The following is a 24,293-nucleotide window of genomic DNA, read 5'->3' as shown; positions in this document are numbered from 1 at the left end:
TATCTTTTCCGTGCACGCTTGGATCAAATGACGTCCACCTGTCTTTCATTTTGGTTTGCCGGGTTTTGGCCAAGTACTGGCCCCGGTCGGGGAGGACGTCACAACGTTGAAGAACACCAGGAGAACCGCTGCGGCCGCCACGGCCACGGCGGTCATAGTCACGCTCGGTGCGGGCCTGTTCCCGAGCACCGCCGTCGCCGCCGGTTCGGCCCCGGTCCTTCGGGACCCCGCCGATGCGGCCGTCCAGGCCAACACGGAGCACAACATCCCGGGCCCGCTGACCGCGAAGGTGCAGGCCGAGCAGAAGGCCGCCACCGAGCAGCTGCTCAACGGCACCGCCCAGGTCGAGAAGCACAACGGCAGCACCAGTGTGAAGATCGGCAAGGACAAGTACGTCGAGCTCTCCCGCGAGCGGACGGACAAGATCTTCACCATCCTGGTCGACTTCGGCGACCAGGTGGACAACACCACCATGACGCCGGATGGCAAGGTCAAGTACGGCGGTGAGGCCGGCCCGAAGCACAACGAGATCGAGAAGCCGAACCCGGCCACCAACAACTCGACCGCCTGGCAGGCCGACTACAACCAGCAGCACTACCAGGACCTGTACTTCAGCAAGGACAAGCCCTCGCTGAAGACGTACTACGAGAAGCAGTCCTCGGGCCGCTACTCGGTCGACGGCGTGGTCTCGGACTGGGTCCGGGTGCCGTGGAACGAGGCCCGGTACGGCTCCGACTACTGCGGCTCCAACGTCTGCGGCAGCGCCCAGGACCTGATCCGCGACGCCGTGGACATCTGGTACAAGGACCAGCTCGCCAAGGGCCAGACCGACGCCCAGATCAAGGCGACCCTGGCCCAGTACGACCAGTGGGACCGCTACGGTTCGCACCACGACGGGAACTTCAACCAGCCCGACGGGTACATCGACCACTTCCAGATCGTGCACGCCGGCGAGGACAAGTCGGCCGGTGGCGGCAAGCAGGGCAGCAAGGCCCTGTGGGCGCACCGCTCGTACGTCTACGGCAACCTCCAGGGCAAGGCCGGCCCCGAGGGCAACAAGCTCGGCGGCGTCCAGGTCGGCAACAGCGGCCTGTGGATCGGCGACTACACGATGCAGCCGGAGAACGGCGGCCTCGGCGTCTTCGCCCACGAGTACGGCCACGACCTCGGTCTGCCGGACCTCTACGACACCGCCGGCAAGGGCATCGACAACTCGGTCGGCTTCTGGTCGCTGATGTCCTCCGGTTCCTGGCTCGGCGAGGGCAAGGACAGCATCGGCGACATGCCGAACGACCTCGACGGCTGGAGCAAGTACCAGCTCGGCTGGCTGAAGGTCGACCGCGCCAAGGCCGGCAAGGAGTCGACCCACCACATCGGCCCGGCGGAGTACAACAGCAACCTGCCGCAGGGCCTGATCGTCGACCTGCCGAAGAAGAGCATCACCACCGCGATCAACAAGCCCTTCGGCGGCAACAGCGAGTGGTGGAGCGGCAGCGCCGACAACCTGAACGTCACCCTCACCCGTGACATCGACCTGACCGGCAAGACCAAGGCCAGCATCAACGCCAAGGCCTGGTACGAGCTGGAGCAGGACTTCGACTACGCGTTCGGCGAGGTCTCCACCGACGGCGGCAAGAACTGGACCGTCATCGACGGCACCTGGAACGGCACCGCGCTGCCCCGCGAGAACGACCGTCCGGCCCTCAGCGGCCAGGTGGCCACCTGGGGCGACCTGTCCTTCAACCTGGACGCCTACGCGGGCAAGCAGATCAAGTTCCGCTACCACAACACCACCGACGGCGGCCTGCACTACCGCGGCCTGACGCTGGACAACATCGCGGTCGTCGCCGACGGCGCCACCGTGTTCAGCGACGACGCCGAGAACGGTGACAACGGCTGGGCGGCCGACGGCTTCACCCGCTTCGGCGGCTCGTACACCAAGGACTACGCGCAGTACTACATCGCGGAGAACCGGCAGTACGTGTCCTTCGACCAGACGCTGAAGACCGGCCCGTACAACTTCGGCTTCGCCGACCGGCCGGAGTGGGTCGAGCACTACGCCTACCAGCCCGGTCTGCTGATCTGGTACTGGGACGAGTCGCAGACCGACAACAACGTCAGCATCCACCCGGGCCACGGCCTGGTCCTGCCGGTGGACTCGCACCCGGCTCCGCTGAAGTGGACCGACGGCACCCTGATGCGTCCGCGCATGCAGGGCTACGACTCCACCTTCGGCTCCCGCCGCACCACCGGGCTGACCCTGCACAAGGCCGGCGTCGAGACCGTCATCCCGAAGGCCAAGGGCGTCGACGAGTTCAATGACCTGAAGTCGTGGTGGACCAAGGACAACCAGTACAGCGGTGTCGACGTCCCGAAGACCGGGACCAGCATCGAGGTCGAGAACGAGTCCTCGAACTACCTGGAGACCTGGATCCGGGTCCGCCCGGTCGACAACTGATCGTCGCCCACCGGTAGCGATCGGCCTGTGACCAGGCAGCTCTGACAACTCCACGTCCGGCCCGTCCCCGCAGCTCGCGGGGACGGGCCGGACGCTTTCCGCCCGGGCCAGTGGTGCTGGTCACAGGCCTCCGGGCCGGTACGACCGTTGGTAGTAGCCGGGACCGGGAAGTCGGCGGACCCCGCGGAGCGGTCGTGGACGATCGGATCTCATGATCGTTACTCCGTCGGCTTGAATATCCGGCGCCACGCTGACTACTTGGCGTAGTACGTCATGCGGTTTGGGACTCCGCTCGGTGACCGTTACACCTGAGTGGTCCCCCGCTCAGCACGCGTCCCGAACGGGCCCGTCGTGCTGCCCTCGTACGACCGTGAGGTACGGCAAGCGATGTCCACCGTCCCGTCAATGGGGCCGGCCCTGCGCCGGCTCGCCGCCCGCGCCGCGGCCCACGCCGTGGCCCAGGCCGCGCTCTGGCAGCCCAGGCTCGGCCAGGCCGTCCGCACCCAAGCCGCGCCGCTGCGCACGCTCGGAACGCCACGGCACACCACGCTGCCGGGCAGCCGGCAGCGTGCGGAGCAGGACCACGCGCTGATCTCGGCCGGAGCGGCCGCGGTGCTGCTGGCCGGGGTGCTGCTGGTGGCCGCGCCGGGCACCGCCTCGGCGCAGACCGTGCGGCCCACCACGCCGGGAAGTTCGGCCTTCACCGTGCCGCAGGCCGAGGTGCCGATCGCGGGGCTGGTCCAGGTCGCCGTCCCCAGCGCGTACAAGCTGCCCGACGACGGGGAGACGGCGCAGCAGTTCGTGGCGGTGGCGGCCAACCTGCTGCCGTTCGGGTCGTCCCCGCCCCCGCCGCAGGCCGCGGCCGAACCGGTCCCCGACGAGCCGGAGCCCGAGACGGAGCCCGAGGACGAGCCCGAGCCGGAGCCCGAGCCGGAGCCGGCTCCGGAGCCGGCTCCGGAGTGGTCGGCGCCGGTGCCGAACGCGCCGACCAGCAACCCGTTCGGGAAACCCAACCGCGGCTACGCGGCCGGGTACCACACCGGGGTGGACTTCGCGGTCCGCCCGGGGACCCCGCTGCTGGCGGTCGGCAACGCGACCGTGGTGTCGGCCGGCTGGGACGGCTCGTACGGCAAGGAGGTCGTGCTGCGGCTGGCGGACGGGCACTACGCGCAGTACGCGCACCTGTCCTCGGTCGCCGTCGTCAAGGGGCAGCGGGTGTCGGCGGGCGAGCGGATCGGGCTGTCCGGGAGCACCGGCAACTCCACCGGCCCGCACCTGCACTTCGAGATCCGCACCAGCAACCGCTACGGCGCGGTGGTCAACCCGATCACGTACCTCCAGGGGCACGGCGTCACGGACTTCTGAGCCCCCATCGCCGGACGCCGCCGTCGGGCGCCGCCGTCGGGCGCCGGCCTCGGATGTCGGCCTCAGACGCCGGCCGCGGGCACCGGGTGGTCGATCCGGCCGGCGATCTCCAGCCCGATGTCCCGGGCCGCCGCGATCGCCTCGTCCAGGCCGGCGGAGGGCAGCTGCTCGCCCCACACGTTCAGGGCCGGGCCGCAGTCCCCGTTGTCGTGCTTGAGCAGGAACAGCGAGGAGTGGACGGCGAACAGCGACATCGCGGCCCGCAGCCGGTCGTGGAAGTCCGCGTCCGGCCCGTGCACCAGCTGCATCATGGCGATCATGCGGTCCTTGAAGGCCAGCCCGGCCGGGGATTCGCGCAGTGCCGGCTGGTTCTCGTGGAAGAAGCGCAGCAGCGGCGCCCGCTCGGCCATGCCGCCCGCGAAGCGGCGGATCAGCTCGTCGCGCATCTCCGGGCTCCAGGCCTGCTCGCGGCCCCACGCGATGGTCTCGTCGATCGGCGCGGCCATCCGCTCGACGATGCCCAGGACGATGTCGTCCTTGGTCTTGAAGTGGTAGTACAGCGCGGCCTTGGTGACGCCCAGCCGGTCGGCGATCTCACGCAGTGAGGTCTGCTCGTAGCCGTGCTCGGAGAAGAGCTCCAGCGAGACCTCAAGGATGCGAGCCCGAGTGTCGCTGCGGGGGCTGTGCGGAGTGCCCATGGCCTGCCTCATGACTGCGTCGGTGGACTGCTACGGACCCGAGGTGGTGTCCGCCCCGGGCCCATTCTTCCTGCCCAGGCGGCCGGTCAGGAAACTGGCTTGACGACCGGCTAGGAAACAACTTACCGTGCCGACGATCGATTAACTAGCCGGGCGACAAGTAAGTGACCCGCCGCACGGCGCGGTACTCCGTCCTCGAATCACCCTCAGCCGTCCGAAACACCCTCCGGGAGACCCCACCCCATGTCACAGTCCAAGACCGCCGGCCCGAAGCCGGAGGACAAGACGGCCGAGGAGGAGCAACCGCGGTCGCCGCGCGAGATCCGTCTCGTCATGGTCGGCCTGGTCGTCACCATGCTGCTGGCCATGCTCGACAACCTGATCGTCGGCACCGCCATGCCGACCATCGTCGGCGAACTCGGCGGCGCCAAGCACCTGTCCTGGGTGGTCACCGCGTACACCCTGGCCACCGCCGCCTCCACCCCGATCTGGGGCAAGCTCGGCGACATGTACGGCCGCAAGGGCAGCTTCCTGACCTCGATCGTGATCTTCCTGGTGGGCTCGGCGCTGTCCGGCCTGTCGCAGAACATGAACGAGCTCATCGGCTTCCGCGCCGTCCAGGGCCTGGGCGCCGGCGGTCTGATGGTCGGCGTCATGTCGATCATGGGTGCCCTCGTCCCGCCGCGTGACCGCGGCAAGTACCAGGGCATGTTCGCCGCGGTGATGGCCCTCGCCACCATCGGCGGCCCGCTGGTCGGCGGCTTCATCACCGACCACCTGAGCTGGCGCTGGACCTTCTACATCAACCTGCCGCTCGGCCTGGTCGCGCTCGTCGCGGTCATCATCACGCTGAAGCTGCCGAAGGTCCGCAGCACCGCCAAGATCGACTACCTCGGCGCCGTCCTGCTCACCGTCGGCATCACCTCGCTGGTGCTCATCACCACCTGGGGCGGCCAGCAGTACGCCTGGGGCTCCCAGGAGATCCTCGGCCTGGCCACGCTCGCCCTGGCCTCGCTGATCTACTTCTGCTACTGGGAGCGGCGGGTCAAGGAGCCGATGCTCCCGCTGACCCTGTTCCGGAACCTGAACTTCACCCTGGTCTCGATCATCGGCTTCATCGTCGGCTTCGTGATGTTCGGCTCGACCGTCTTCCTGCCGCTCTACCAGCAGGTCGTCCAGGGCGCCTCGGCCACCAACTCCGGCCTGCTGCTGATGCCGATGATGTTCGGCATGCTGGTGATCTCGCTGGTGGTCGGCCAGGCCGTCACCAAGACCGGCAAGTACCGGATCTACCCGATCATCGGCACCCTCGTGATGACCGGCGGCATGATCCTGCTCTCCACCATGGGCACCGGGACCACCCGCTTCACCTCCGCCTGCTGGATGGTCGTGCTCGGCGCGGGCATGGGCTTCCTGATGCAGATCACCATGCTGGTCGCGCAGAACAGCGTCGAGCTCAAGGACATGGGCGTGGCCAGCTCCACCGCCACCCTGTTCCGCACCATCGGCGGCTCCTTCGGTGTCGCGCTGTTCGGCGCGCTGTTCAACAACCGGGTGGCCGACACCATGCAGGAGCGGCTCGGCGAGCACGCCGGCGCCGGCGGCGGCATGCAGGACCCGAGCCAGCTGAGCCCGGCCGACCTGCGCAAGCTGGACCCGGTCGTCCAGGACGCCTACCACCACGCCGTGTCCAACGGCATGCACACCGTCTTCCTGTGGGGCGCCGGGGTGGCCGTGATCGCGATCGCCGCGGCGGTGTTCCTGCGCGAGGTGCCGCTGCGCGGGACCGGCGGCAAGAGCGAGAAGGCGGCCGAGGCCGCGCTGGAGCCGGCGGACATCTGACCGGCCCGCTCACCGCGACGGCGCCCCCGGGAGGTTCTTCTCCCGGGGGCGCCGTCGTTCGTTCTCGGGGCAGTCGTTCTACTGGGGTAGCCGTTCTACTGGGGCAGCCGGTAGACGCCCTGCTCGACCGGCTCGACCAGGCCGTCCGCGACCAGGCCGTCCAGGGCCCGGGCCCGCTGCACCGCGTCCGGCCAGACCGCGTCCAGCCGTGCCTGGGGCACGGTGCCGTGCGCCTCGCGGAGCACCGCGAGCAGCTTGCCGCGCACCTGGCGGTCCGTCCCCTCGTAGGACTGGCCGCGCCGGGCCGGGCCCTCGTACGGCGGGCGGCCGGCCCGCTGCCAGGCGCAGGTGGTGAACAGCGGGCAGTCCCCGCACTCCGGGCCGCGCGCGGTGCAGACCAGGGCGCCCAGCTCCATCACGCCGACCGCCCAGGTGGCGGCGGTCTCGGCGTCGTCGGGCAGCAGCGCGGTGGCGGTACGGCGCTCGGCGGCGGTGGTGGCCTGGGCCGGGTACTCGACGCCGGTCACCGCGCGGGCGAAGACCCGGCGGACATTGGTGTCCAGCACCACGTGCCGCTGGCGGAAGGCGAAGGAGGCGACGGCGGCGGCGGTGTACTCCCCCACCCCGGGCAGCGAGAGCAGGGTGGCGTGGTCGTCCGGGACCTCGCCGTCGTGCTGCTCGGTGATCGCCACCGCGGCCGCGTGCAAGCGCAGCGCCCGGCGCGGATAGCCCAGTCGGCCCCACATCCGGACCGCCTCGCCGGGCGCCTCGGCGGCGAGGTCGGCCGGGGCCGGCCAGCGGGTGAGCCAGGCCTCCCAGGCGGGCAGTACGCGCTTGACCGGGGTCTGCTGGAGCATGAACTCGCTCACCATGACCGCCCAGGGCGTGGCGTCGGGGGTTCGCCAGGGCAGGTCCCGCTTGCTCGCCTCGTACCAGTCCAGGACGGTCGAGTGGAACAGCGGCAGCGGCATCGGCAGCCGGGCGGCGTCGGGGGCGGTGGCGGTGGTGATGGCAGTCATGGCCCTTCGATCCTGCCATGCCCGTCCGCCGGGCCGAAGTGGAGTGGGCCACTTTCGGATCTTCTCGGGACCGTCCGGAAATCGTCCGGTTGGGGCTCGCTCGAACGGGTCAAATGGCGGATCATGTGAAGGAAGGGGCGAGTGTGCGGTGTTGGTGGACCCATTGCTACACACGGTCTCGTAGAGTTTGATCGTGCCTTCTCTGCGTCAACCCGTCGGACCACTGCCGGCCTCGATCTACTGGCGTCGGCGCGTCGTCATGCTCGTCGCCGTCGCGGCGGTCGTCGCGCTGATCGCCTGGCTGATGATCGATCAGGGCGGAGGGGGTGACGGCGGCTCACAGGGCAAGGCCGCGCAGGCGGTTCCCTCCCAGTCCCAGGCCCCGAACCAGTCACCCGCCCAGGCCATCACGCCCGGCGCCTCCCCGAGCGGCCCCGCGGCGCCTCCCGGCGCCGGCGGCAGCGGGAGCGGCCCGGTGGCGGGCGGCGGCGGCACCGAGGTCAACCTCAGCGGCGGCACCGGCACCGGCGGCGCGCCTGCGGGCGGCGGCGCCGCTCCCGCGGGCGGCGGCGCCGGCGGCGGCGGTACGGGCGGCTCCGGTGGCGGCGCTCCGGCCGTGAACACCCCCGAGATCATGGCGCTGCCGGTCTGCGTCTCCTCACAGGTGGCGCTGGAGCTGGCCGGCACCCAGAACTCGTACCAGCCCAAGGACAAGCCGCGGCTGGCCCTGACGGTGAAGAACTCCTCCGGCACCAACTGCCGGGTGGACCTGGGCCGCACCGCCTCCGTGATCACGGTGAGCGGCAGCAGCAACGACCGGGTCTGGTCCTCCGGCGACTGCCCGGCCGACAAGGGCAACATCTGGGTGCAGCTCGGCGCCAACGGCAGCCAGACCGAGACCTTCACCTGGGACCGCAGCCGCAGCAAGCCGCAGTGCGCGACCGCCGACCAGGCGCCGCCGGCGAGCGGGACGTACGTGGTGCTCGCGGAGCTCACCGGGCTCTCCGGGGACAAGGTCTCGGCACGGGCCTCGATCCGGCTGGACAGCTGAGAACCGGTCAACTTCCGTCGGAGCCCCCGGTCGCGGTGTGCGGCCGGGGGCTCCGGGGTTTCGGGGCTTCAGGTCTTCCGGATGTGCGACGGCCCCCGGCCGGGGAAACGTTTCTCCAGCCGGGGGCCGTCGGTGCGTCCGTGCGGATGCGTGGCCGCGCGTCCGATCAGACGTAGCGCTCCAGAATGGACGATTCGGCGAGGCGGGAGAGCCCCTCGCGGACCGAGCGGGCACGGGTCTCACCGACGCCCTCGACGGTCTGGAGGTCGTCGATGCTCGCGGCGAGCAGCTTCTGCAGGCCTCCGAAGTGCTCGACCAGGCGCTCTATGACCGTGTTGGGCAGGCGCGGGATCTTCGCCAGCAGGCGGTAGCCGCGCGGCGAGACGGCGGAGTCCAGCGACTCCGGCGAACCGGAGTAGCCGAGCGCCTTGGCGACGGTCTGGAGGTCCAGCAGCTCGGCGTGGGTGAGCGCCTCCAGGTCGGCCAGCACCTCGGTGACCGTCCGGCCCTTCTTCGCCGCCCGCTCCGGGAAGTAGTCCCGGGCGACCAGCTCGCGCTCCGGCTCCACGCCCGCGATCAGCTCGTCCAGCTGGAGCGAGAGCAGCCGGCCGTCGATGCCGAGCTCCAGCACGTAGCCGGCGATCTCGGTGGCGATCAGCCGGACCATCTCCAGGCGCTGGGCCACGGCGGTGACGTCCCGGACCGTCACCAGGTCCTCGATCTCCAGCGCGGAGAGCGTGCCGGCCACCTCGTCCAGACGCAGCTTGTAGCGCTCCAGGGTGGCCAGCGCCTGGTTGGCGCGGGACAGGACGGTGGTGGAGTCCTCCAGCACCCGGCGGGTGCCGTTCACGTACATCGCGATCAGCCGCATCGAGTGGGAGACCGCGACCACCGGGTAGCCGGTCTGCCGGTTGACCCGCTCGGCGGTGCGGTGGCGGGTACCGGTCTCGTCGGTGGGGATGGTCGAGTCCGGCATCAGGTGCACACCGGCCCGGACGATCTTGGTGATGTCCTTGTCGAGCACCACCGCGCCGTCGAGCTTGCACAGCTCCCGCAGCCGGGTGGCGCTGAACTCGACGTCCAGGACGAAGCCGCCGGTGCACAGGGACTCGACGGTCTTGTCGAAGCCCAGCACGATCAGACCGCCGGTGTTGGCCCGCAGGACCCGCTCCAGGCCGTCCCGAAGCGCGGTACCGGGCGCGATGGCGGTGAGGGAGGCCCGCAGCAGGGCCTCCTCGCGGGAGGCCTTGTCCGCCCCCCGGTCGCTGGCTGCCACGTGACTCCTCCGGTCGACCCGTGCCGCGCGCCTCGCGCCGTGCGCCGCTCCGCGGTCTGTTGCTCTGTCGCTCAGTACCGCTCGGTACTGCCTTCTGGCCAATGAGACTGGAGAAAGTCTAACTGTGTGTGGCTTCGGCAGGGCTTGGGTCAGCGCAGTTCGTCGGAGTCGAGCGGCTCCCAGCCGTCCATCAGCTCCTCCGGGTGGGCCACCGGGCGGTTCGCGGCCCGGCCGGAGCGGGGGGCGGGCGGCGCCGACGGTGCCTCACCGCGGGAATCCGTACGGGACTCGGCGCGTTCGGTGCGCGGCTTGGCGGCGGAGCGGCGGCGGCCAGGGATGGCCCGCAGCGCCTCGCCGATGTCCGCCACCTCGACCACCTTCATGCCCGGCGGCACCTTGCCCGGATCCGGCGGGACCAGGGCGTGGGTGAAGCCCAGTCGGTGCGCCTCGGCCAGCCGCCGCTGCACACCCGTCACCCGCCGTACCTCGCCCGCCAGGCCGACCTCGCCGATCGCCACCAGGTTGCTGGGCAGCGGGGTGTCGGTGGAGGAACTGGCCACCGCGAGCGCGACCGCGAGGTCCGCCGAGGGCTCCGTCAGCTTCACCCCGCCGACCGTCGCGGTGTAGATGTCCTGCTTGCCGAGCTTCACCCCGCCGTGCCGCTCGACCACGGCCAGGATCATCGCGATCCGGGGCGACTCCAGGCCCGAGGTGGTGCGGCGCGGGGAGGGGATCTGCGAATCCACCATCAGCGCCTGCACCTCGGCCACCAGCGGGCGCTTGCCCTCCAGGGTGACGGTGAGGCAGGTGCCCGGAACGGGCTTGTCACGCCTGGTCAGGAAGAGCCCGGACGGATCGGCCAGGCCGACGATGCCCTCGTCGTGCAGCTCGAAGCAGCCCACCTCGTCGGTGGCGCCGTAGCGGTTCTTGACCCCGCGGATCAGGCGCAGCCGGGCGTGCCGGTCCCCCTCGAAGCTGAGCACCACGTCCACCAGGTGCTCCAGCAGGCGCGGGCCGGCGATCTGGCCGTCCTTGGTGACGTGGCCGACCAGCAGGGTGGCCATGCCGCGCTCCTTGGACGCCCGGATCAGCGCGCCCGCCACCTCGCGGACCTGGGCCGGGCCGCCGGGGGCGCCGTCCAGCTCGGCGGAGGCGATGGTCTGCACCGAGTCCAGGATCAGCAGGCCGGGGTTGACCGCCTCGATGTGCCCGAGCACGGCGCCGAGGTCCTGCTCGGCGGCGAGGTAGAGGTGCTCGGACAGGGCGCTGATCCGGTCCGCGCGCAGCCGGACCTGGCCGGCCGACTCCTCGCCGGTGACGTAGAGCGTGCGGTGCTGCGCGGTGGCCGCCTTGGCCGCGACGTCCAGCAGCAGGGTGGACTTGCCGACGCCGGGCTCGCCGGCCAGCAGCACCACCGCGCCGGGCACCAGGCCGCCGCCGAGCACCCGGTCCAGCTCCGGCACGCCCGTCGAGCGGGCCGTCGCGACCTGGCCGTCCACCTGGGCGATCGGGCGGGCGGGGGCGCTGACCGGGCCGGCCGCCGTGGTCCGGATCGGCACCGCGCCGTACTCCTCGACCGTGCCCCAGGCGTTGCACTCCGGGCAGCGGCCGACCCACTTGGGCAGCTGGTTGCCGCACTCCGTGCAGCGGTACGCCGGGCGCGGCTTGGCGGTGGTCTTGGAACGCGGAGGCATGCGGCCCACCGTAGCGGGTGGGTCTGACAGCGGCGGTTCGTCGTGCGTCCGCCACGTATCGGCCGGGGTCACCGGGTCGCCGGGGTTGCCGGGATTGCCGGGGTCGCCGCACAGATGGGCGATGTTGTTACCCGAAAGAAGTACATACGCGGTGAATGGGCGGGGTCAGCCGACCGCGGTCTCTACCGTCGTACGGGTGACAACGCGAACTGTGGGCCGGGTCGGATCGGTCGGGGCTGCGGCTGGGAGGGCCGGGGCGGCCGAGCCGCGGGGCGCTGCCGTGCTCGCGGCGTACGACCGGCAGGTGGACGGGCTGTTCACCTACTGCCTCTCGGTGCTGTGCGAGCACGACGCGGCCGCCGACGCGCTGTGCGAGGTCCGCGAGCTGGCGCGGCGGCACGGCGACCGGCTGGCCGAGCCGGGGCTGCTGCGGGCCTGGCTGTTCTCGCTGGCCCGGTACTGCTGCCTGCGGCGGCTCGCGGGTGGTGGTGCGACGGGTGGTGCGACAGGTGCCGCGGTGACGGGTGCTGCGGGCGGCGCCTCGGACGAGGCCGAGGCCGAGGCGGCCCGGCGGCGGCGCGAGCTGTCCTCGCTCGTCTGGCCGGAGGCGGCCGGCACCGACCCGGAGCAACGCGAGGCGCTGGAGCTGTCCGTCCGGCACCGGCTGACCCCGCTGGAGGTGGCGGCGGTGCTGGGCCTGCCGTTCGAGCGGACCCGTGAACTGCTGGCCGGGGCCGAGACCGAGGTGGCCCGGACCAGGGCGGCGCTGCGGGTGCTCGGCGTCGGCAGCTGTCCGGAGCTGGACCGGCTCGGCGGGGCGGGCGCGGAGTCCTGGCGGGACTGGGTGCTCGGCCCGGCGCTGCGGCGGGAGCTGGTGCAGCACGTGGTGGACTGCCCGGCCTGTCGGGGGACGGCGGAGCGGGTGGCCGCGAGCGAGGCGGCGGAGAGGGTGGCGGGGCTGTCGGGGCTCTCGCTGCTGCGGGCTCCGGTGGGGGCTGTTGCGGGGGTGGCCTCTCCTGGGGTGGCTGCTCCGGAGCTTCGGTTCGACCAGGGCGGCTTCCCCCGGCACCGGGTGCCGGATGCCGGGCGCGGGCTGGCGGTGCGTCGGCGGGTGGTGACCACCGGGGTGCTCGCGGCCGTACTGGCGGCGCCGGTGATCGCGCTCTGGGCCGGGCACCGGGGTGGTGGCGGCCCGGAGTCGGCGGCCACGGTGTCGGCGGTACGGGTGGACGGAGCCGGGCGGTCGGCCGGGCAGCGGCCGCAGCCCGCGGTGGGCGGCCCGACGGGAGCGGGCGCCTCCGGGCTGCCGGGGATGCCGGGGATGCCGGGGCTGGAGCTGGCGGGCGCCGGCACGGGCGGTGCAGAAACGTTGCTTCCCGGCCTTCCCCGGCCGGCCTTCCAGGGTGCGGCGATCCCGGTCCCGGCCCACGGCGCGGCCCCGCTCACCAGCCCCGCCCTGGTCGCCGCCCCTGCCCCCACGGCCGACCGCGCCTCCGCGGCCGACCGCGCCTCCGCGCCGGGCACCGCGGAGCCCACCCCGGCCGGACTGCTCACCGTCGAGGCCGCCGAGTACGGCAGCCGGACCATCCTCACCCTCACCAACTCCGGCACCACGGTGATCCGCTGGCACACGGTGACGGACGCCGGCTGGCTCCGGCTCAGCCGCGACTCCGGCACCCTGGCGCCCGGCCAGCGGATCACCGTGATCGTCACCGTGGACGAGGACCAGGCACCGACGTCGCACTGGACCGCCCGGATCGCGCTGCCGCCCTCACAGGCCGTGGTCACCCTGGAGGGCGGACCGCGCACCCGCGGCGGCTCCGCCTCCTCCCCGCCTGCGACCCCGACGACCCCCGCCACCACCCCGCCCCCTTCCTCATCGGCCACCCCCACCCCGGACGGCTCCCCCCACCCGACCAGCCCGACAACAACGCCCCCGGCGGAGCACTGACGCACGCGGGGACCAAGGGGCGCCCTCCCGGCCACCGGGGCCCGCAGCCAGAGACGCGCCAGAAGTCGACCTGGCCGACTTCTGGCGCAGAACAGGCCAGGCGCTGGCCGAGCATGCGAGCGGCCCCTGGGTTCCGCGCGAAACCCAGCGAAAGCCACGCGCAGGAAGTCGGGCCCGCCGACTTCTCGGGCGCAAGCCCGGTGAGGGGTGTCAGGTGCGGTGGATCGGGGGGACTTGGTAGGTCCCGTCGAGGACCGGGGGTTCGGGCTGGTAGATGCGGAGGATGGGGCGGAACTCGCCGGGTGGGGTGGGGAGCCAGTTGGCGGCGGCGTCCGGGTCCTCGGGCTGGTCGTGCTGGAGGGTCAGGGTGAGGGAGCCGTCGTCGGCGCGGACCAGGCCGGGGGTGCGGTCGCCGATCGAGTAGCGGTCGATCGGGTTCTCCACCAGGCAGTAGTCCGGGACGGAGTACATCGTGACGGACCAGAACGCCCCCGCCGGGGGCGGCTGGTCGAAGCGCAGGGTGTAGTTGTTGGCGCCGGTGAGCGGGCGCCCGTCGGAGTCGTCGTAGGTCATCGCGTACGAGGCCTCGTAGGCGTGGTTGCCCCAGAGGCCGGCCCGGGCGGCGGCGGCCCGGCTGAGGTAGGCGGCGCGGCGGTCGGGGATGCGCCACTCGGGGTCGTCCAGGGTGCCGGGGCCCAGGTGGTCGGTGTTGTAGTCGAAGAGGTGGAGCGTGCTGCGCCATTCGCCGGGCGGGTGGTCCTCGGGCGGGCGGCTGGCGTCCTCGACCCGTTCGCGCCCGGCGGCCAGGCCCTTGGCCAGCGCCAGTGTCCATTCGGGGGCGGCCGCGCGGTACGGCGAGGCGCCGTCGTCCAGCAGGCCGAGCGGGGCGAAGCGGCGCTGGTACTCGATGTCCGCGGTGGCGGGCGGGAAGGCCTGCATCCAGACCCGCATGCGTTCGAAGAAGGCCAGCCGCTCGGGGACGTCGTTGTCCGGCTCGGGCAGTCCGGCGACCAGGCCACCGGGCTCCAGCGGCGCCAGTTCCAGGGCGTCCTGGAGGGCCCGGACCCGGGGCAGGTCGTCCGGGCCGAGGCAGGCGAAGCGGCCGACGAGGGTGCCGACGGTGGTCGGCAGCTCGATCACGCGGGTCGGGTCGGGCGGGGTGCCGTGCCAGTCGGGCGGGACGATCAGCCAGGTCTGCGCGCCGGTGCCGGTGGCCCGGCGGCCGAGGTAGGCGACGTTGTCCGTCCAGGCGTCGATGACCTGGAGCACGTAGTAGGCGCCCGCGGTGTCGGGGATGTGCAGGACCTGCGGCCCCTCCGAGAGGTCGAGCTGGGCGATCGAGTAGATCGTGTCGTTGTTGACGGAGACGAAGTCGTCGGCCGGGCCGGCCAGCCGGGTGGCGTGGCTGAGGTGGTTGAACGGCGCCGCCGGCAGGGTGCCCAGGCCGCCCTTGGTGAAGCGTTCGGCCATGGTGAGGCCGGCGACCAGCGGGTAGCCGTAGACGTACGCGTCGGCGGCCAGGGCCTCCAGCTCGGACTGGTTCATCGCGGGTCCTTCGTACGAGGCGGTCGAGGTCATGCATATCCCCGAATCCGCTCGAATCGGTACAAATGGGATGCTAAGTGGGGCCGGGTGGGGCGGCATGTCGGATCGGCACCGCCCCGACTCCGGCCGACGCCCGGGTTCCGCCCTCTGCTCAGCGCTGATCCGGGCATACCTGCGGGGCGACCGAGGGAGGGTCAACGGTATGAAGATCCTCCTGCTTGGCGGCTCGTCCTTCCTCGGACGGGCCTACGCCACCGAAGCGCTCGCCCGGGGCCACCTGGTGACCACCTTCAACCGCGGCCGCAGCGCCGCCGATCTGCCCGGCGTCGAGGTCGTCCGGGGTGAGCGCGACAGCGCCGACGACCTCGCCCGGCTAGTCGACGGCCGCAGCTGGGACGCCGTCGTCGACACCTCCGCCCAGCAGCCCGCCCAGGCCGCGCTCAGCGCCCGGCTGCTGCGCGAGCGGGCCGACCACTACACCTTCGTCTCCTCCGTGCACGCCTTCACCGACTGGCCCGCCCGGGCGGTCGACGAGGACTCCGCACTGCACCCCTGCCCCGCCGACACCCCGCCCGACCAGCCGCCCGGCACCGCCCTGAAGGCCGGCTGCGAGCGTGCCGTACTCGCGGGCTTCGGCGCCGAACGCACGCTGGTGCTCAACAGCGGCCTGCTCATCGGGCCGTACGAGAACGGCGGCCGGCTGCCCTGGTGGCTGGAGCGGATGGCGCGCGGCGGGCGGGTGCTCGCCCCCGGGGATCCGCGGCGGACCATGCAGGTGATCGACGTCCGGGACTTCGCCCGCTTCGGACTGGACCGGCTGACGGCCCGGGCAGCGGGGCGGTACATCACCACGGCGCCGCCCGGCCGGCTCCGCTTCGGCGAGTGGCTGGAGACCTGCCGGGAGGTCGCGGGCGCCGCGGACACCGAGCTGGTCTGGGTCGAGGACGGGCCGCTGCTCGCCGAAGGGCCCGACCGGGTCGACCCGTGGACCGAACTCCCGCTCTGGGCACCTGACGTGCCGGATCTGGCGGGCGCCTGGCTGGCCGACACCACCCGCGCGGAGGCGGCCGGCCTGCGCTGCCGCCCGTTCGCCGAGACGGCCCGGGACACCTGGGAGTGGCTGCGGGCGCGCGGGCCGGCCGAGGACACCGACGCGGCCGGGCGCAAGGGGCGGCCGGAGGCGCAGGTCCGGCAGGGCATCGAACCGGCGAAGGAGCAACGGCTGTTGGCCGCCTTCGGCTGACCGCCGAGCGCCGCAAGCGACAGGAGTGGGACGTCGGACGGGCCGACTTCCCACTCCTGTGAGCACTCCTGTGAGCACTCCTGCCGCTTGCGCAGTACGAGCGCCCCGCTCAGTGCGTACGGCGCGTCACCAGCTCGGCGAGCGCCAGCAGTTCATCGGCGGCGGCCGGCTCCGGCACCGCCGCGGCCAGCTGCGCCATCGCCGCGGCCATCCGCTCGCAGGACTCGCCCTGCGCCCAGCCGCGCCCGCCGGCCGCTTCGACCGCCGCCGCGCACCGCGCCAACTCCTCGGCGCTGAGCGGCCGTTCGAGCGTGTACAGCTCGGCCAGCCGCTTGCCCTCAACGGTGCCGGACCCCAGCGCCGCGACCACCGGCAGCGACTTCTTCCGGGCGGCCAGATCCGCGCCGACCGGCTTGCCCGTCACCGCGGGATCCCCCCAGATGCCGATCAGGTCGTCGATCAGCTGGAACGCCAGGCCGATCTCCCGGCCGAAGCCGTCCAGCGCCTGCGCGGCCTCCTCGGAGGCGCCCCCGTACAGGGCGCCCATCGCGCAGGCGGCGCCGAGCAGGGCACCGGTCTTGGCCTCCGCCATCGCCAGGCATTCGGCCAGCGAGACGTCGTGGCGCTGCTCGAAGGCGCAGTCGATCTGCTGGCCCTCGCAGAGTTCGACCACGCAGTCGGTGAGCCGACGGATCGAGCCCTGGGCGGCCGGGTGGGCGTCCTCGGCGAGCAGGCGCAGCGCGAGGGAGTGCATGGCGTCCCCGGCCAGGATGGCCTCGGTGGTGCCGAACACCCGCCAGGCGGTGGGCCGGTGGCGCCGGGTGTCGTCCCGGTCGATGACGTCGTCGTGGAGCAGGGTGAAGTTGTGCACCAGCTCCACCGCGGCGGCCGCGGCGACGGCCTCGTCGGGTTTGCCGCCCAGGGCCTGGGTGGCGGCGAGGACCATGGCCGGCCGGATCGCCTTGCCGGCGGAGGCCTCGGCGGGGGTGCCGTCCGCCTCCCACCAGCCGAAGTGGTAGCCGGCCACCTTGCGCATGGTGCCGGGCAGCGAGTCGACGGCGGTCCGCAGGACCGGGTCGACCAGCGCGCGGGCCCGGGCGAGGATGTCCGCCGCCTCGTGCCCTTCTTTGTGGTCCCGCTCCAGCGTGGGACTCGTCATTTGGGTGTTTCCCCCTGTCGGCGCCTGTCGTGGGACGGCCCGCCGTCGGCGGACCGGGGTTGCCCTGCGGTGTCGGGCTCGGAGGCACGCGGCCCCGGACCCGGCACGCCGAGCCCGGGGCCGCGTGCGACCGGCCGCCGTGAACCGTCAGTACTGCGCGATGTCCACGTTCTCCAGGACGCCGACGGCGTCCGGAACGAGGATCGCGGCGGAGTAGTAGGCGCTCACCAGGTACGAAATGATGGCCTTCTCGGAGATTCCCATGAACCGCACCGAAAGGCCCGGCTGGTATTCGTCCGGAATTCCGGTCTGGTGCAGGCCGATGACGCCCTGGTTGTCCTCGCCGATTCGCATCGCGATGATCGAGCTGGTGCCCCGGACGATCGGGATCTTGTTGCACGGGAAGACCGGAACACCGCGCCAGGCCATGATCTGCCGGCCCTCCACCTCGACCGTGCCCGGGTAGAGGCCGCGCTTGTTGAGCTCCCGGCCGAAGGCGGCGATGGCCTTGGGGTGGGCCAGGAACATCCTGGTGCTGCGGCGGCGGCTGAGCAGCTCGTCCATGTCGTCCGGGGTGGGCGGGCCGGAGTGGGTCTGGAACCGCTGGTCGTACGCGGCGTTGCTGAGCAGCCCGAACTCGGGGTTGTTGACCAGCTCGTGCTCCTGGCGCTCGCGCAGGGCCTCGATGGTGAGCCGCAGCTGGTGCTCGGTCTGGTTCATCGGCTGGTTGTAGAGGTCGGCGACGCGGGTGTGCACCTTGAGGACGGTCTGCGCGACGCTCAGCTCGTACTCGCGCGGCTTGAGCTCGTAGTCCACGAAGGCGCCGGGCAGCTCGTACTCGCCGTGGTGGCCGGCGGAGAGGTCGATCGCGGCCTCGCCGTGCTTGTTCTGCGCCTGCTGGAAGCCGTTCAGGTACTCGATGATCTGGAGCTGGAGCGACTCGGAGCGGTCGTGCAGCTCCTGGAAGGCGGGCCAGGTCAGCGCCATGACGGTGCCGGACGTCGCGGCGCGGACGGTGTACGGCCACTGGCCGCCGTCCTGCCGGACCGCCTCGTCGCCGAGGTGGTCGCCGTCGGCGAGGGTGCCGACCACCGTCTCCTCGCCGTACTTGCCGGTGCCCAGGCGGTCGAGCTTGCCGTGCGCGATCAGGAACACCTCGGTGATCGGCGCCCCGGCCTGGACCAGGACCTCGCCCGCGTCGAACTCCCGCTGCACGAAGCGCGAGGCCAGCTCCTCCAGCACGGCCTCGTCCTGGAAGCCGCGCAGCACCGGCACCTCGGCCAGCGTCGGCGCGACGATCCGCACCTCGGCACCCGTCTTGACGAAGCTCACCCGGCCGCGGCCGACCGAGTGGCGCAGGCGGCGGTTCACCCGGTAGGTGCCGCCGGACACCTGCACCCAGGGCAGCCTCCTGAGCAGCCAGCGCGGGCTGATGCCCTGCATCTGGGGCGCGGACTTGGTGGTCGTCGCGAGGTTCCGCGCGCCCGCCGTGCTCAGACTCTGCTGCTGCCGGATGTCCGACTGCGCGCCTGGCGCAGGAATACCGGCATTGGTTTCGGTCGACATGAGGAGAGCCCTTCGCATACCCGATTACCCGATGAAGTGTCGCCTTGCGCATGCGTGTTGCAGCTTCATAGTGGGCCCATTCGACCGCGACCCGCAATCACTCGTTCGAGTGGTTCGAAATGGCCAAACAAATAGTACGAATAGATCACCAGATCGATATTTGTTCGACTATTGATTCGAACATATGGGAGTGCCGCGCCCTATCCTCTCCTATCGACACCCCCGGCCGCGTCACCCTCTGACACGATCCGCGCGCGGCACCCCCGCCGACCGGACTGTCCACGGCCGACCACGTCGGCTACGCGCTGCCCTGTCCGCCCGCCTCAGCCCACCTCCGGCGCCGGCCGCGCGGGCTTCCGGGCGCTCACCCAGGAGGCCGATCCGCCGCGGGACGCCGTGCGGTCGGCGCTCGGGGAGCGGCCGACGGGCGCCGAGGTGGAGCCGGACGTGCGGCATCGAGTACAGGCTGGTGCCCGGCATCCAACCGGTGCGGCCTCGCCGGGCGCCCGGGCGGGTGTCACTGGTCCGGCCCCGGGCTTGGCGACGACGGAGCACGCCAACTCGGCTGCTACAGCGGCCCGTTCCAGTCGAGCGTGGGCTCCAGCACGCCCTCCAGGGTGAGCAGCCAGCGCTTCACGTCGACCCCCACCTGGCCGCCGCCGAAGCCGCCGATCCCGTCCGCCGCCACCACCCGGTGGCAGGGCACCAGCAGGGCCACGGGATTGGCGGCCATCATCTGCCCGACCGTGCGAGCGGCCAGCCCCGGCTCCGTGACGTCCTCGAACACCCCGCTGCGGGCGGCCAGTTCGCCATAGGTGATGGTCCGGCCGTACGGCACCTCGCGCCAGAGCGTCTGGAGCACGGCGCGGTGCGGTCCGGAGCTCAGGCTCCAGTCGATCGGCAGGCCCAACTCGCGGGTGCGGCCCGCCAGGTAGGCGCCGATCCGCTCGGTGACGGCCGTGCTCTTCGACTCGTCGGTGCACGGCGGCAGTTCGCCGTCGCGGCCCCGGTAGCCGGCCGCCGCCACGCCGAGCGGAGTCACCGCGATGTGCAGCGGGCCGCTGGGCAGCGGTGTCGGCACGGTGAGCCAGGACATCGACCAGGACTGCGACACTCTCGGGCCCCCACCCTCCGCCGGACCGGCCGCCGACCACCCCGGCACCCGGGAGGCGTCCCCGCCCCACGCGCCATCGTACGGCGGGCGGTCGGCGGCGCGGGCTCGTACGACTCCGGTCAGAGCTGCCCCTTCAGTCTGCGGGCGAGCGACGCGCACCAGTGCACCAGCTCGGCGCGGTCCGGGCTGCGGCCCTCGCACAGCACGGCGAGCTGCGCGTCGTTGATCCGGTTCGACCCCGGGATCTCCAGCAGGTACGCGAGTTCCGCCATGACGGTGGCGAGCCGCTCCGCGTCCGTGTGGTCCAGGGTGGCCGCGGACTCGTGATGGCTGATGGTGAGCGAACCGGGCATGATCGACCTCCTCCGTCCCCCGCTCTCCACCGTACGGCCGGGTCGGCCGCCCCGCCCGTCGCGGAGGCACGCACGCACGGGAGGGGCAGCCGGTTTCGCTCCGGGGCCGGCCGGGCGCGATGCGCGATGGGCCGGGGGTGCGCCCCGGAGCCGTCCGAGGTTGGTCAGCTGTCCGGGCCCTCCTCCCAGCGGCGGTTGCGCACCGCCGGTACCGCCAACACTACGACCCCGGCCACGAGTTGCCAGACCGCTCCGAAGAGCAGCACGGTTCCCGTGCCGAACCGGCCGGCCAGCGGCCCCGCCGCCGCCAGTCCGAGCGGACCGAGCGCGAAGGCGCCCAGCACGCCGAAGGCCGTCACCCGGCCGAGCAGTTCCACCGGCACCCACTTCTGCGTGGTGGTGCTGTAGAGCGTCCCGCAGACCGCCGAGCCGACCCCGCCCACCAGGGCGCCGGCGGCCACCCAGGGCAGCCCCACCCCGGCCGCGAGCACCCCCGAGGGCAGCGCCCAGCCCAGCGCGGCCACCGACGCCACCGCGAGCGGGCGGGCGGGCGCCCGGCCGAGCATCAGCAGGCCGCCGAACACCGCGCCGGCCCCGTACGCGCCCATCACCAGGCCCCAGGCGCGGGCACCGCCGAGGTCCCGCTGCGCCGTGAGCGGGCCGAGCACCAGGAAGGGGGCCCAGACCAGCAGGTTGAACAGGCCCATCTGCACGGTGGTGATCCACAGCCACGGGCGGGCGGCGAACTCCGACCAGCCCTCCCGCAGATCCTTGATCATCGAGTCCTCGCCGGCCGCCGGCCGCACCGGCAGTCGCAGCACGGCCAGGGCGAAGGCCCCGACGCCGTACGTCACCGCGTCGACCAGCAGCACCGCCGCCGGGCCCCAGGCGGCGGTCACCAGCCCCGCGGCGGTGGGGCCGACCACGGTGGACACCGAACGGGACAGCCCCAGCAGGGTGTTGGCGTCCCCCGTCAGCTCCTTGCGGCGCACCAGGTCGGGCACGACCGCGCCGAAGGCCGGCATGAACAGCCCCTCGCCGATCCCCCAGACCGCCACCAGCGCGACCATCGCCCAGACCGGCGCGTGCCCGGCGGCCAGCAGCGCGGCGAACAGCGCCTGGACGACGCCGCGCAGCAGCTCCGAGCCCAGCATCGCCCGGCGACTGCCGAGCCGGTCCGCGATCAGCCCGCCGGCCAGCAGCGCCAGCACCACGGGCAGGATCCGGGCCGCCATCACCCACCCCACCTCGGTGCCGCCGCCTCCGTCGTCGAGCACCGCGAAGGCGACCGCGACCGGCGCCATCGAGGAGCCGATGAGGGAGGTCGTGCAGCCGATGAAGAACCAGCGGAATTCACGCTCGCCCAGGACGGCGAGACGGTCTCCCAGGCGCCTGCGGCGGGCCGGGATCCGGTCGGTTTGCACTGCCATGTGCAGCAAGTCTGGGGTTCGACGGGGAGTGGATTCAAGGGTTCGCGGAGAAAAAGTTGAGCCTTTCGGAGTCAATTTCTCCAAGAGCCTTCACTGCCGCAGTAAATTCGCCCAACCAAGGCCTCCCACCTGCCATTTACTGCGAATTCCGGCTAGGGTTCGAACGACCTGGAGTGACCTCGCGTGAATGATTTACTGCGGAAGAAGGCGATCGTTCGTGACGGAAGCCGAGACGGGACTCCCACCGGTCGAGTACGCCGTCGCCGTCGAGCGCTACCTGGCCGCCGCCGGGCTCGCCGACGGCTCCCGGCGGATCTACCGGATCGCGCTGCACACCTGGGCCTGGGCGCTCGCCGACCGGCCCGCGCCCACCGGCCCCGAACGACGGCGCGCCCGGCCGCCCGTCCTGCCCCTCGCGCTGCTCGACCACCCCGACACCCCCGACCGGCTCCGCGCCGCGGCCGCCCGCCGCGGAGCCGACACCGGCCCGCGCACCCTCACCCGGGAACTCTCCACCCTGCGCGCGGCCGTGGCCTGGTGGCGGGCCCGCGGCTGGATCGACGGCGACCCGACCACCGACCTGCGCCCCGTCGACCCGCGCCCCACCAGCCACGCCGCGGCCGCCGCGCCGCCGACCCCCGAGGAGCTGCGCGCCCTGTTCGCCCTCCGCGCGCCACTGCGCGAACAGGCGCTCTGGCACCTGCTGCACGAGTCCGGCGCCGCGATCGAGACCGTGCTCGCCCTGGACACCGACCACCTCGACCCGCCGCGCCGCCGCACCCGCCCGGGCAGCGCTCCCGTCCACTGGCAGTCCGGCACCGCCCGCCTGCTCCCCCTCCTCGTCGCCGGCCGCCCCACCGGCCCGCTCTTCCTCACCGACCGCCGAGCCCCCACCGGCACCCCCGCCCGCGACCGCTGCCCCCACACCGGCCACGCCCGCCTCTCCTACCGCCGCGCCGCCGAACTCCTCACGGCCCACACCCAGGCCCTCGGGCCCGGCTGGACGCTGCGCCGGCTGCGGTCGGGACGGTAGGAGACACCCGGCCGGACGTCACGACCCGCCGCCGTTACGCAGCCGATGGGCGGCCGTGACACGACCGGCCGAGGACCGCGACACGGCCCTCCTACCGTCATCGACGACGCCCCCGCCGAACGGGCCGGAGGGCGTCCACGACGAGGACGTACGCGTCCGGCGCCGACGACGGACGTCCCGTGACGAACCCGTACGCCTGGCCCCGCGAACCGCACCGCGGGCCGGCGTCCACCACGTACCGACCGATGCAGACGGAGAGACACCCCATGAGCAGGAGCCGTACCCACCACTCCCCCGCCCGCCGCGTCCTGGCGGCCTGCGCCCTGACCGGCGCCGCCCTGCTGGCCACCGTCACCGGCGGGCAGGCCTGGGCCGACAGCGCGCCGAAGCCCGCCGCCGGCGTCACCGCCCCGGCCGCCCCGGCCGCCGAGGCGGCGCCGCCGCACGCCACGCCCGCCCCCGCCGTGCCCCGGACGGCCACCCCCACCGCCCCGGCCGCCGCGGCCCCCGCCGTCCCCCCCGCGCAGCGCACCGCCACGCCGACGCCGATCGCCCCCGGTGGCGCCCCGGCGCAGGTCCGCGAGGTGCCCAAGGGCGCCGCGCAGGCCGGTGACGGCTCCAGCGCCTCCGACGGCTCCGGCCTGATGCTCGCCGGCGGCGGCGCCGTCGCGGCCGTCGGCGCCGGAGCGCTGGGCTTCGCCGTCCTGCGCCGCCGCTCCGGTGCGCGCGGCTGACACCGGTCCCGAGACCGCCGGGGCGGCCCCGGTGGCGGGGACCGCCAGCCACCGACGCCGGCGCAAACCCGGCCGGGGACGGCGACGCGCCGCCCGGTCCGGCCCGGGCCCGCTGCGCCGCACCGCCTTCGGCACCGCGGGCCTGCTCTGCCTGGTGCTCGGCACCTCGCTCGCGCTGTCCGGCCGGGAGACGCCGGTGGTCCGGGTCGAGACCTCCGGGCACGGCACCGACACCCCGGCAGCGACAACCCCGGCCACGACCGGCACCACGCCCGGCACCGCGCCCACCGCCCCGAAGCCGTACGCCCCCTCGCCGCCGACCCGCCTGCTGGTCCCCTCGGTCGGGGTGGACGCGCCGGTGACCGACCTCGGCCTGAACCCCGACGGCACGGTCGAGGTGCCGCCGGCCGACCACGGCGAGGAGGTCGGCTGGTACCGCAACAGCCCCTCCCCCGGCGAGACCGGCCCCGCCGTACTCATCGGGCACCTCGACACCGCGCACGGCCCGGCCGTCTTCAAACGGCTGCCGAAACTGCGCCCCGGCGAGCTGATCCGGATCCGGCGCGCGGACGGCACCACCGTGGACTTCAAGGTCCGCACGCTGCTCCAGGCCGCCAAGGACCGGTTCCCCACCGAGCAGGTCTACGGCGACACGCCCGCGCCCGCGCTGCGACTGATCACCTGCGGCGGGCAGATCGGTTCGGACGGCCACTGGACGGACAACATCATCGTGCTGGCGGACCTGGCCTGACGGCCGCCGCC

19 protein-coding genes are annotated in these 24,293 nt (G+C 73.0%); 9 read left to right on the top strand and 10 right to left on the bottom strand.

Going from position 1 to position 24,293, the window contains the following annotated elements; all coding sequences use genetic code 11:
* The first annotated feature begins 106 nt into the window (after positions 1–106).
* Both QWJ13_RS11105 and QWJ13_RS11100 read left to right on the top strand, forming a co-directional pair.
* On the top strand, positions 107–2,458 hold the full coding sequence (locus QWJ13_RS11105; protein ID WP_316523039.1) for an immune inhibitor A domain-containing protein: 2,352 nt from the start codon (positions 107–109) through the stop codon (positions 2,456–2,458).
* Positions 2,459–2,845: 387 nt separating this feature from the next.
* Positions 2,846–3,823: a M23 family metallopeptidase gene (locus QWJ13_RS11100; protein ID WP_316523038.1), complete on the top strand. Its 978-nt coding sequence runs from the start codon at positions 2,846–2,848 to the stop codon at positions 3,821–3,823.
* A gap of 62 nt (positions 3,824–3,885) precedes the next feature.
* Here QWJ13_RS11100 and QWJ13_RS11095 read toward each other — a convergent pair whose 3' ends face one another.
* On the bottom strand, positions 3,886–4,521 hold the full coding sequence (locus QWJ13_RS11095; RefSeq protein ID WP_316523035.1) for a TetR/AcrR family transcriptional regulator: 636 nt from the start codon (positions 4,519–4,521) through the stop codon (positions 3,886–3,888).
* 243 nt (positions 4,522–4,764) lie between these two features.
* Between QWJ13_RS11095 and QWJ13_RS11090 the strand changes: the two genes are divergently transcribed.
* The gene (locus QWJ13_RS11090; RefSeq protein ID WP_432277481.1) at positions 4,765–6,363 is read left to right on the top strand and encodes an MDR family MFS transporter; all 1,599 of its coding nucleotides are present in this window, start codon (positions 4,765–4,767) and stop codon (positions 6,361–6,363) included.
* 95 nt (positions 6,364–6,458) lie between these two features.
* On the opposite strand, the gene QWJ13_RS11085 is transcribed toward QWJ13_RS11090, so the two are convergent.
* Positions 6,459–7,382 carry an HhH-GPD family protein gene (locus QWJ13_RS11085; protein WP_432277480.1) on the bottom strand — a complete coding sequence of 308 codons (924 nt, stop codon included), beginning with the start codon at positions 7,380–7,382 and terminating at the stop codon, positions 6,459–6,461.
* A 193-nt stretch (positions 7,383–7,575) separates the two neighbouring features.
* On the opposite strand from QWJ13_RS11085, the gene QWJ13_RS11080 reads away from it, so the two are divergent.
* Positions 7,576–8,433, top strand: a complete 858-nt coding sequence (locus QWJ13_RS11080; protein WP_316523032.1) for a hypothetical protein — start codon at positions 7,576–7,578, stop codon at positions 8,431–8,433.
* A 166-nt stretch (positions 8,434–8,599) separates the two neighbouring features.
* Here the strand turns inward: QWJ13_RS11080 and disA are convergent, their stop codons facing one another.
* Together disA and radA are read right to left on the bottom strand one after the other, a co-directional pair.
* Positions 8,600–9,658, bottom strand: coding sequence for a DNA integrity scanning diadenylate cyclase DisA (disA, locus tag QWJ13_RS11075; RefSeq protein WP_188306273.1), 1,059 nt, complete (start codon positions 9,656–9,658; stop codon positions 8,600–8,602).
* 200 nt (positions 9,659–9,858) lie between these two features.
* Positions 9,859–11,403, bottom strand: a complete 1,545-nt coding sequence (gene radA, locus QWJ13_RS11070; RefSeq protein ID WP_316523030.1) for a DNA repair protein RadA — start codon at positions 11,401–11,403, stop codon at positions 9,859–9,861.
* 196 nt (positions 11,404–11,599) lie between these two features.
* Here radA and QWJ13_RS11065 point away from each other — a divergent pair, with 196 nt between their 5' ends.
* Positions 11,600–13,354 carry a BACON domain-containing protein gene (locus tag QWJ13_RS11065; protein ID WP_316523028.1) on the top strand — a complete coding sequence of 585 codons (1,755 nt, stop codon included), beginning with the start codon at positions 11,600–11,602 and terminating at the stop codon, positions 13,352–13,354.
* Between the two features lie 210 nt (positions 13,355–13,564).
* Here the strand turns inward: QWJ13_RS11065 and QWJ13_RS11060 are convergent, their stop codons facing one another.
* Positions 13,565–14,899, bottom strand: a complete 1,335-nt coding sequence (locus QWJ13_RS11060; protein WP_316523025.1) for a DUF1254 domain-containing protein — start codon at positions 14,897–14,899, stop codon at positions 13,565–13,567.
* A 202-nt stretch (positions 14,900–15,101) separates the two neighbouring features.
* Between QWJ13_RS11060 and QWJ13_RS11055 the strand changes: the two genes are divergently transcribed.
* Positions 15,102–16,142 (top strand): NAD-dependent epimerase/dehydratase family protein, encoded by a 1,041-nt coding sequence (locus QWJ13_RS11055; protein ID WP_316523023.1) that lies wholly within the window; start codon positions 15,102–15,104, stop codon positions 16,140–16,142.
* Between the two features lie 109 nt (positions 16,143–16,251).
* Here QWJ13_RS11055 and QWJ13_RS11050 read toward each other — a convergent pair whose 3' ends face one another.
* The 5 genes from QWJ13_RS11050 to QWJ13_RS11030 all read right to left on the bottom strand — a co-directional run bounded on the left by QWJ13_RS11050 (position 16,252) and on the right by QWJ13_RS11030 (position 21,764).
* A complete protein-coding gene (locus QWJ13_RS11050; RefSeq protein ID WP_316523021.1) occupies positions 16,252–17,301 on the bottom strand; it encodes a family 2 encapsulin nanocompartment cargo protein polyprenyl transferase in 1,050 nt (349 codons plus the stop codon).
* A gap of 147 nt (positions 17,302–17,448) precedes the next feature.
* Positions 17,449–18,867, bottom strand: coding sequence for a family 2B encapsulin nanocompartment shell protein (locus tag QWJ13_RS11045; protein WP_316523018.1), 1,419 nt, complete (start codon positions 18,865–18,867; stop codon positions 17,449–17,451).
* A 568-nt stretch (positions 18,868–19,435) separates the two neighbouring features.
* On the bottom strand, positions 19,436–19,981 hold the full coding sequence (locus QWJ13_RS11040) for a methylated-DNA--[protein]-cysteine S-methyltransferase (protein ID WP_316523013.1): 546 nt from the start codon (positions 19,979–19,981) through the stop codon (positions 19,436–19,438).
* A gap of 119 nt (positions 19,982–20,100) precedes the next feature.
* Positions 20,101–20,334, bottom strand: coding sequence for a hypothetical protein (locus tag QWJ13_RS11035; protein WP_316523011.1), 234 nt, complete (start codon positions 20,332–20,334; stop codon positions 20,101–20,103).
* Positions 20,335–20,498: 164 nt separating this feature from the next.
* Complete coding sequence (locus QWJ13_RS11030; RefSeq protein WP_316523009.1) at positions 20,499–21,764, bottom strand: MFS transporter; 1,266 nt, start codon at positions 21,762–21,764, stop codon at positions 20,499–20,501.
* A 217-nt stretch (positions 21,765–21,981) separates the two neighbouring features.
* Here QWJ13_RS11030 and QWJ13_RS11025 point away from each other — a divergent pair, with 217 nt between their 5' ends.
* The 3 genes from QWJ13_RS11025 (at position 21,982) to QWJ13_RS11015 (ending at position 24,282) form a co-directional block, all read left to right on the top strand.
* Positions 21,982–22,797 (top strand): hypothetical protein, encoded by an 816-nt coding sequence (locus tag QWJ13_RS11025; protein ID WP_316523007.1) that lies wholly within the window; start codon positions 21,982–21,984, stop codon positions 22,795–22,797.
* Between the two features lie 266 nt (positions 22,798–23,063).
* Positions 23,064–23,531, top strand: a complete 468-nt coding sequence (locus QWJ13_RS11020) for a hypothetical protein (RefSeq protein ID WP_316523006.1) — start codon at positions 23,064–23,066, stop codon at positions 23,529–23,531.
* A gap of 31 nt (positions 23,532–23,562) precedes the next feature.
* Positions 23,563–24,282 carry a class F sortase gene (locus QWJ13_RS11015; RefSeq protein ID WP_316523004.1) on the top strand — a complete coding sequence of 240 codons (720 nt, stop codon included), beginning with the start codon at positions 23,563–23,565 and terminating at the stop codon, positions 24,280–24,282.
* Positions 24,283–24,293 lie beyond the last annotated feature (11 nt).

This window comes from Kitasatospora brasiliensis, from assembly GCF_032654805.1.
Classification (GTDB): Bacteria; Actinomycetota; Actinomycetes; order Streptomycetales; family Streptomycetaceae; genus Kitasatospora; species Kitasatospora brasiliensis.
This window is presented reverse-complemented; position numbering and strand designations above follow the sequence as displayed.

Excerpts from the sequence above, each read along its gene's own strand:
- QWJ13_RS11100 (WP_316523038.1), top strand. The coding sequence starts at position 2,846 with ATGTCCACCGTCCCGTCAATGGGGCCGGCCCTGCGCCGGCTCGCCGCC.
- QWJ13_RS11095 (WP_316523035.1), bottom strand. The coding sequence starts at position 4,521 with ATGGGCACTCCGCACAGCCCCCGCAGCGACACTCGGGCTCGCATCCTT.
- QWJ13_RS11090 (WP_432277481.1), top strand. The coding sequence starts at position 4,765 with ATGTCACAGTCCAAGACCGCCGGCCCGAAGCCGGAGGACAAGACGGCC.
- QWJ13_RS11085 (WP_432277480.1), bottom strand. The coding sequence starts at position 7,382 with ATGACTGCCATCACCACCGCCACCGCCCCCGACGCCGCCCGGCTGCCG.
- radA (WP_316523030.1), bottom strand. The coding sequence starts at position 11,403 with ATGCCTCCGCGTTCCAAGACCACCGCCAAGCCGCGCCCGGCGTACCGC.
- QWJ13_RS11060 (WP_316523025.1), bottom strand. The coding sequence starts at position 14,899 with ATGAACCAGTCCGAGCTGGAGGCCCTGGCCGCCGACGCGTACGTCTAC.
- QWJ13_RS11055 (WP_316523023.1), top strand. The coding sequence starts at position 15,102 with ATGAAGATCCTCCTGCTTGGCGGCTCGTCCTTCCTCGGACGGGCCTAC.
- QWJ13_RS11050 (WP_316523021.1), bottom strand. The coding sequence starts at position 17,301 with ATGACGAGTCCCACGCTGGAGCGGGACCACAAAGAAGGGCACGAGGCG.
- QWJ13_RS11045 (WP_316523018.1), bottom strand. The coding sequence starts at position 18,867 with ATGTCGACCGAAACCAATGCCGGTATTCCTGCGCCAGGCGCGCAGTCG.
- QWJ13_RS11035 (WP_316523011.1), bottom strand. The coding sequence starts at position 20,334 with ATGCCCGGTTCGCTCACCATCAGCCATCACGAGTCCGCGGCCACCCTG.
- QWJ13_RS11030 (WP_316523009.1), bottom strand. The coding sequence starts at position 21,764 with ATGGCAGTGCAAACCGACCGGATCCCGGCCCGCCGCAGGCGCCTGGGA.
- QWJ13_RS11020 (WP_316523006.1), top strand. The coding sequence starts at position 23,064 with ATGAGCAGGAGCCGTACCCACCACTCCCCCGCCCGCCGCGTCCTGGCG.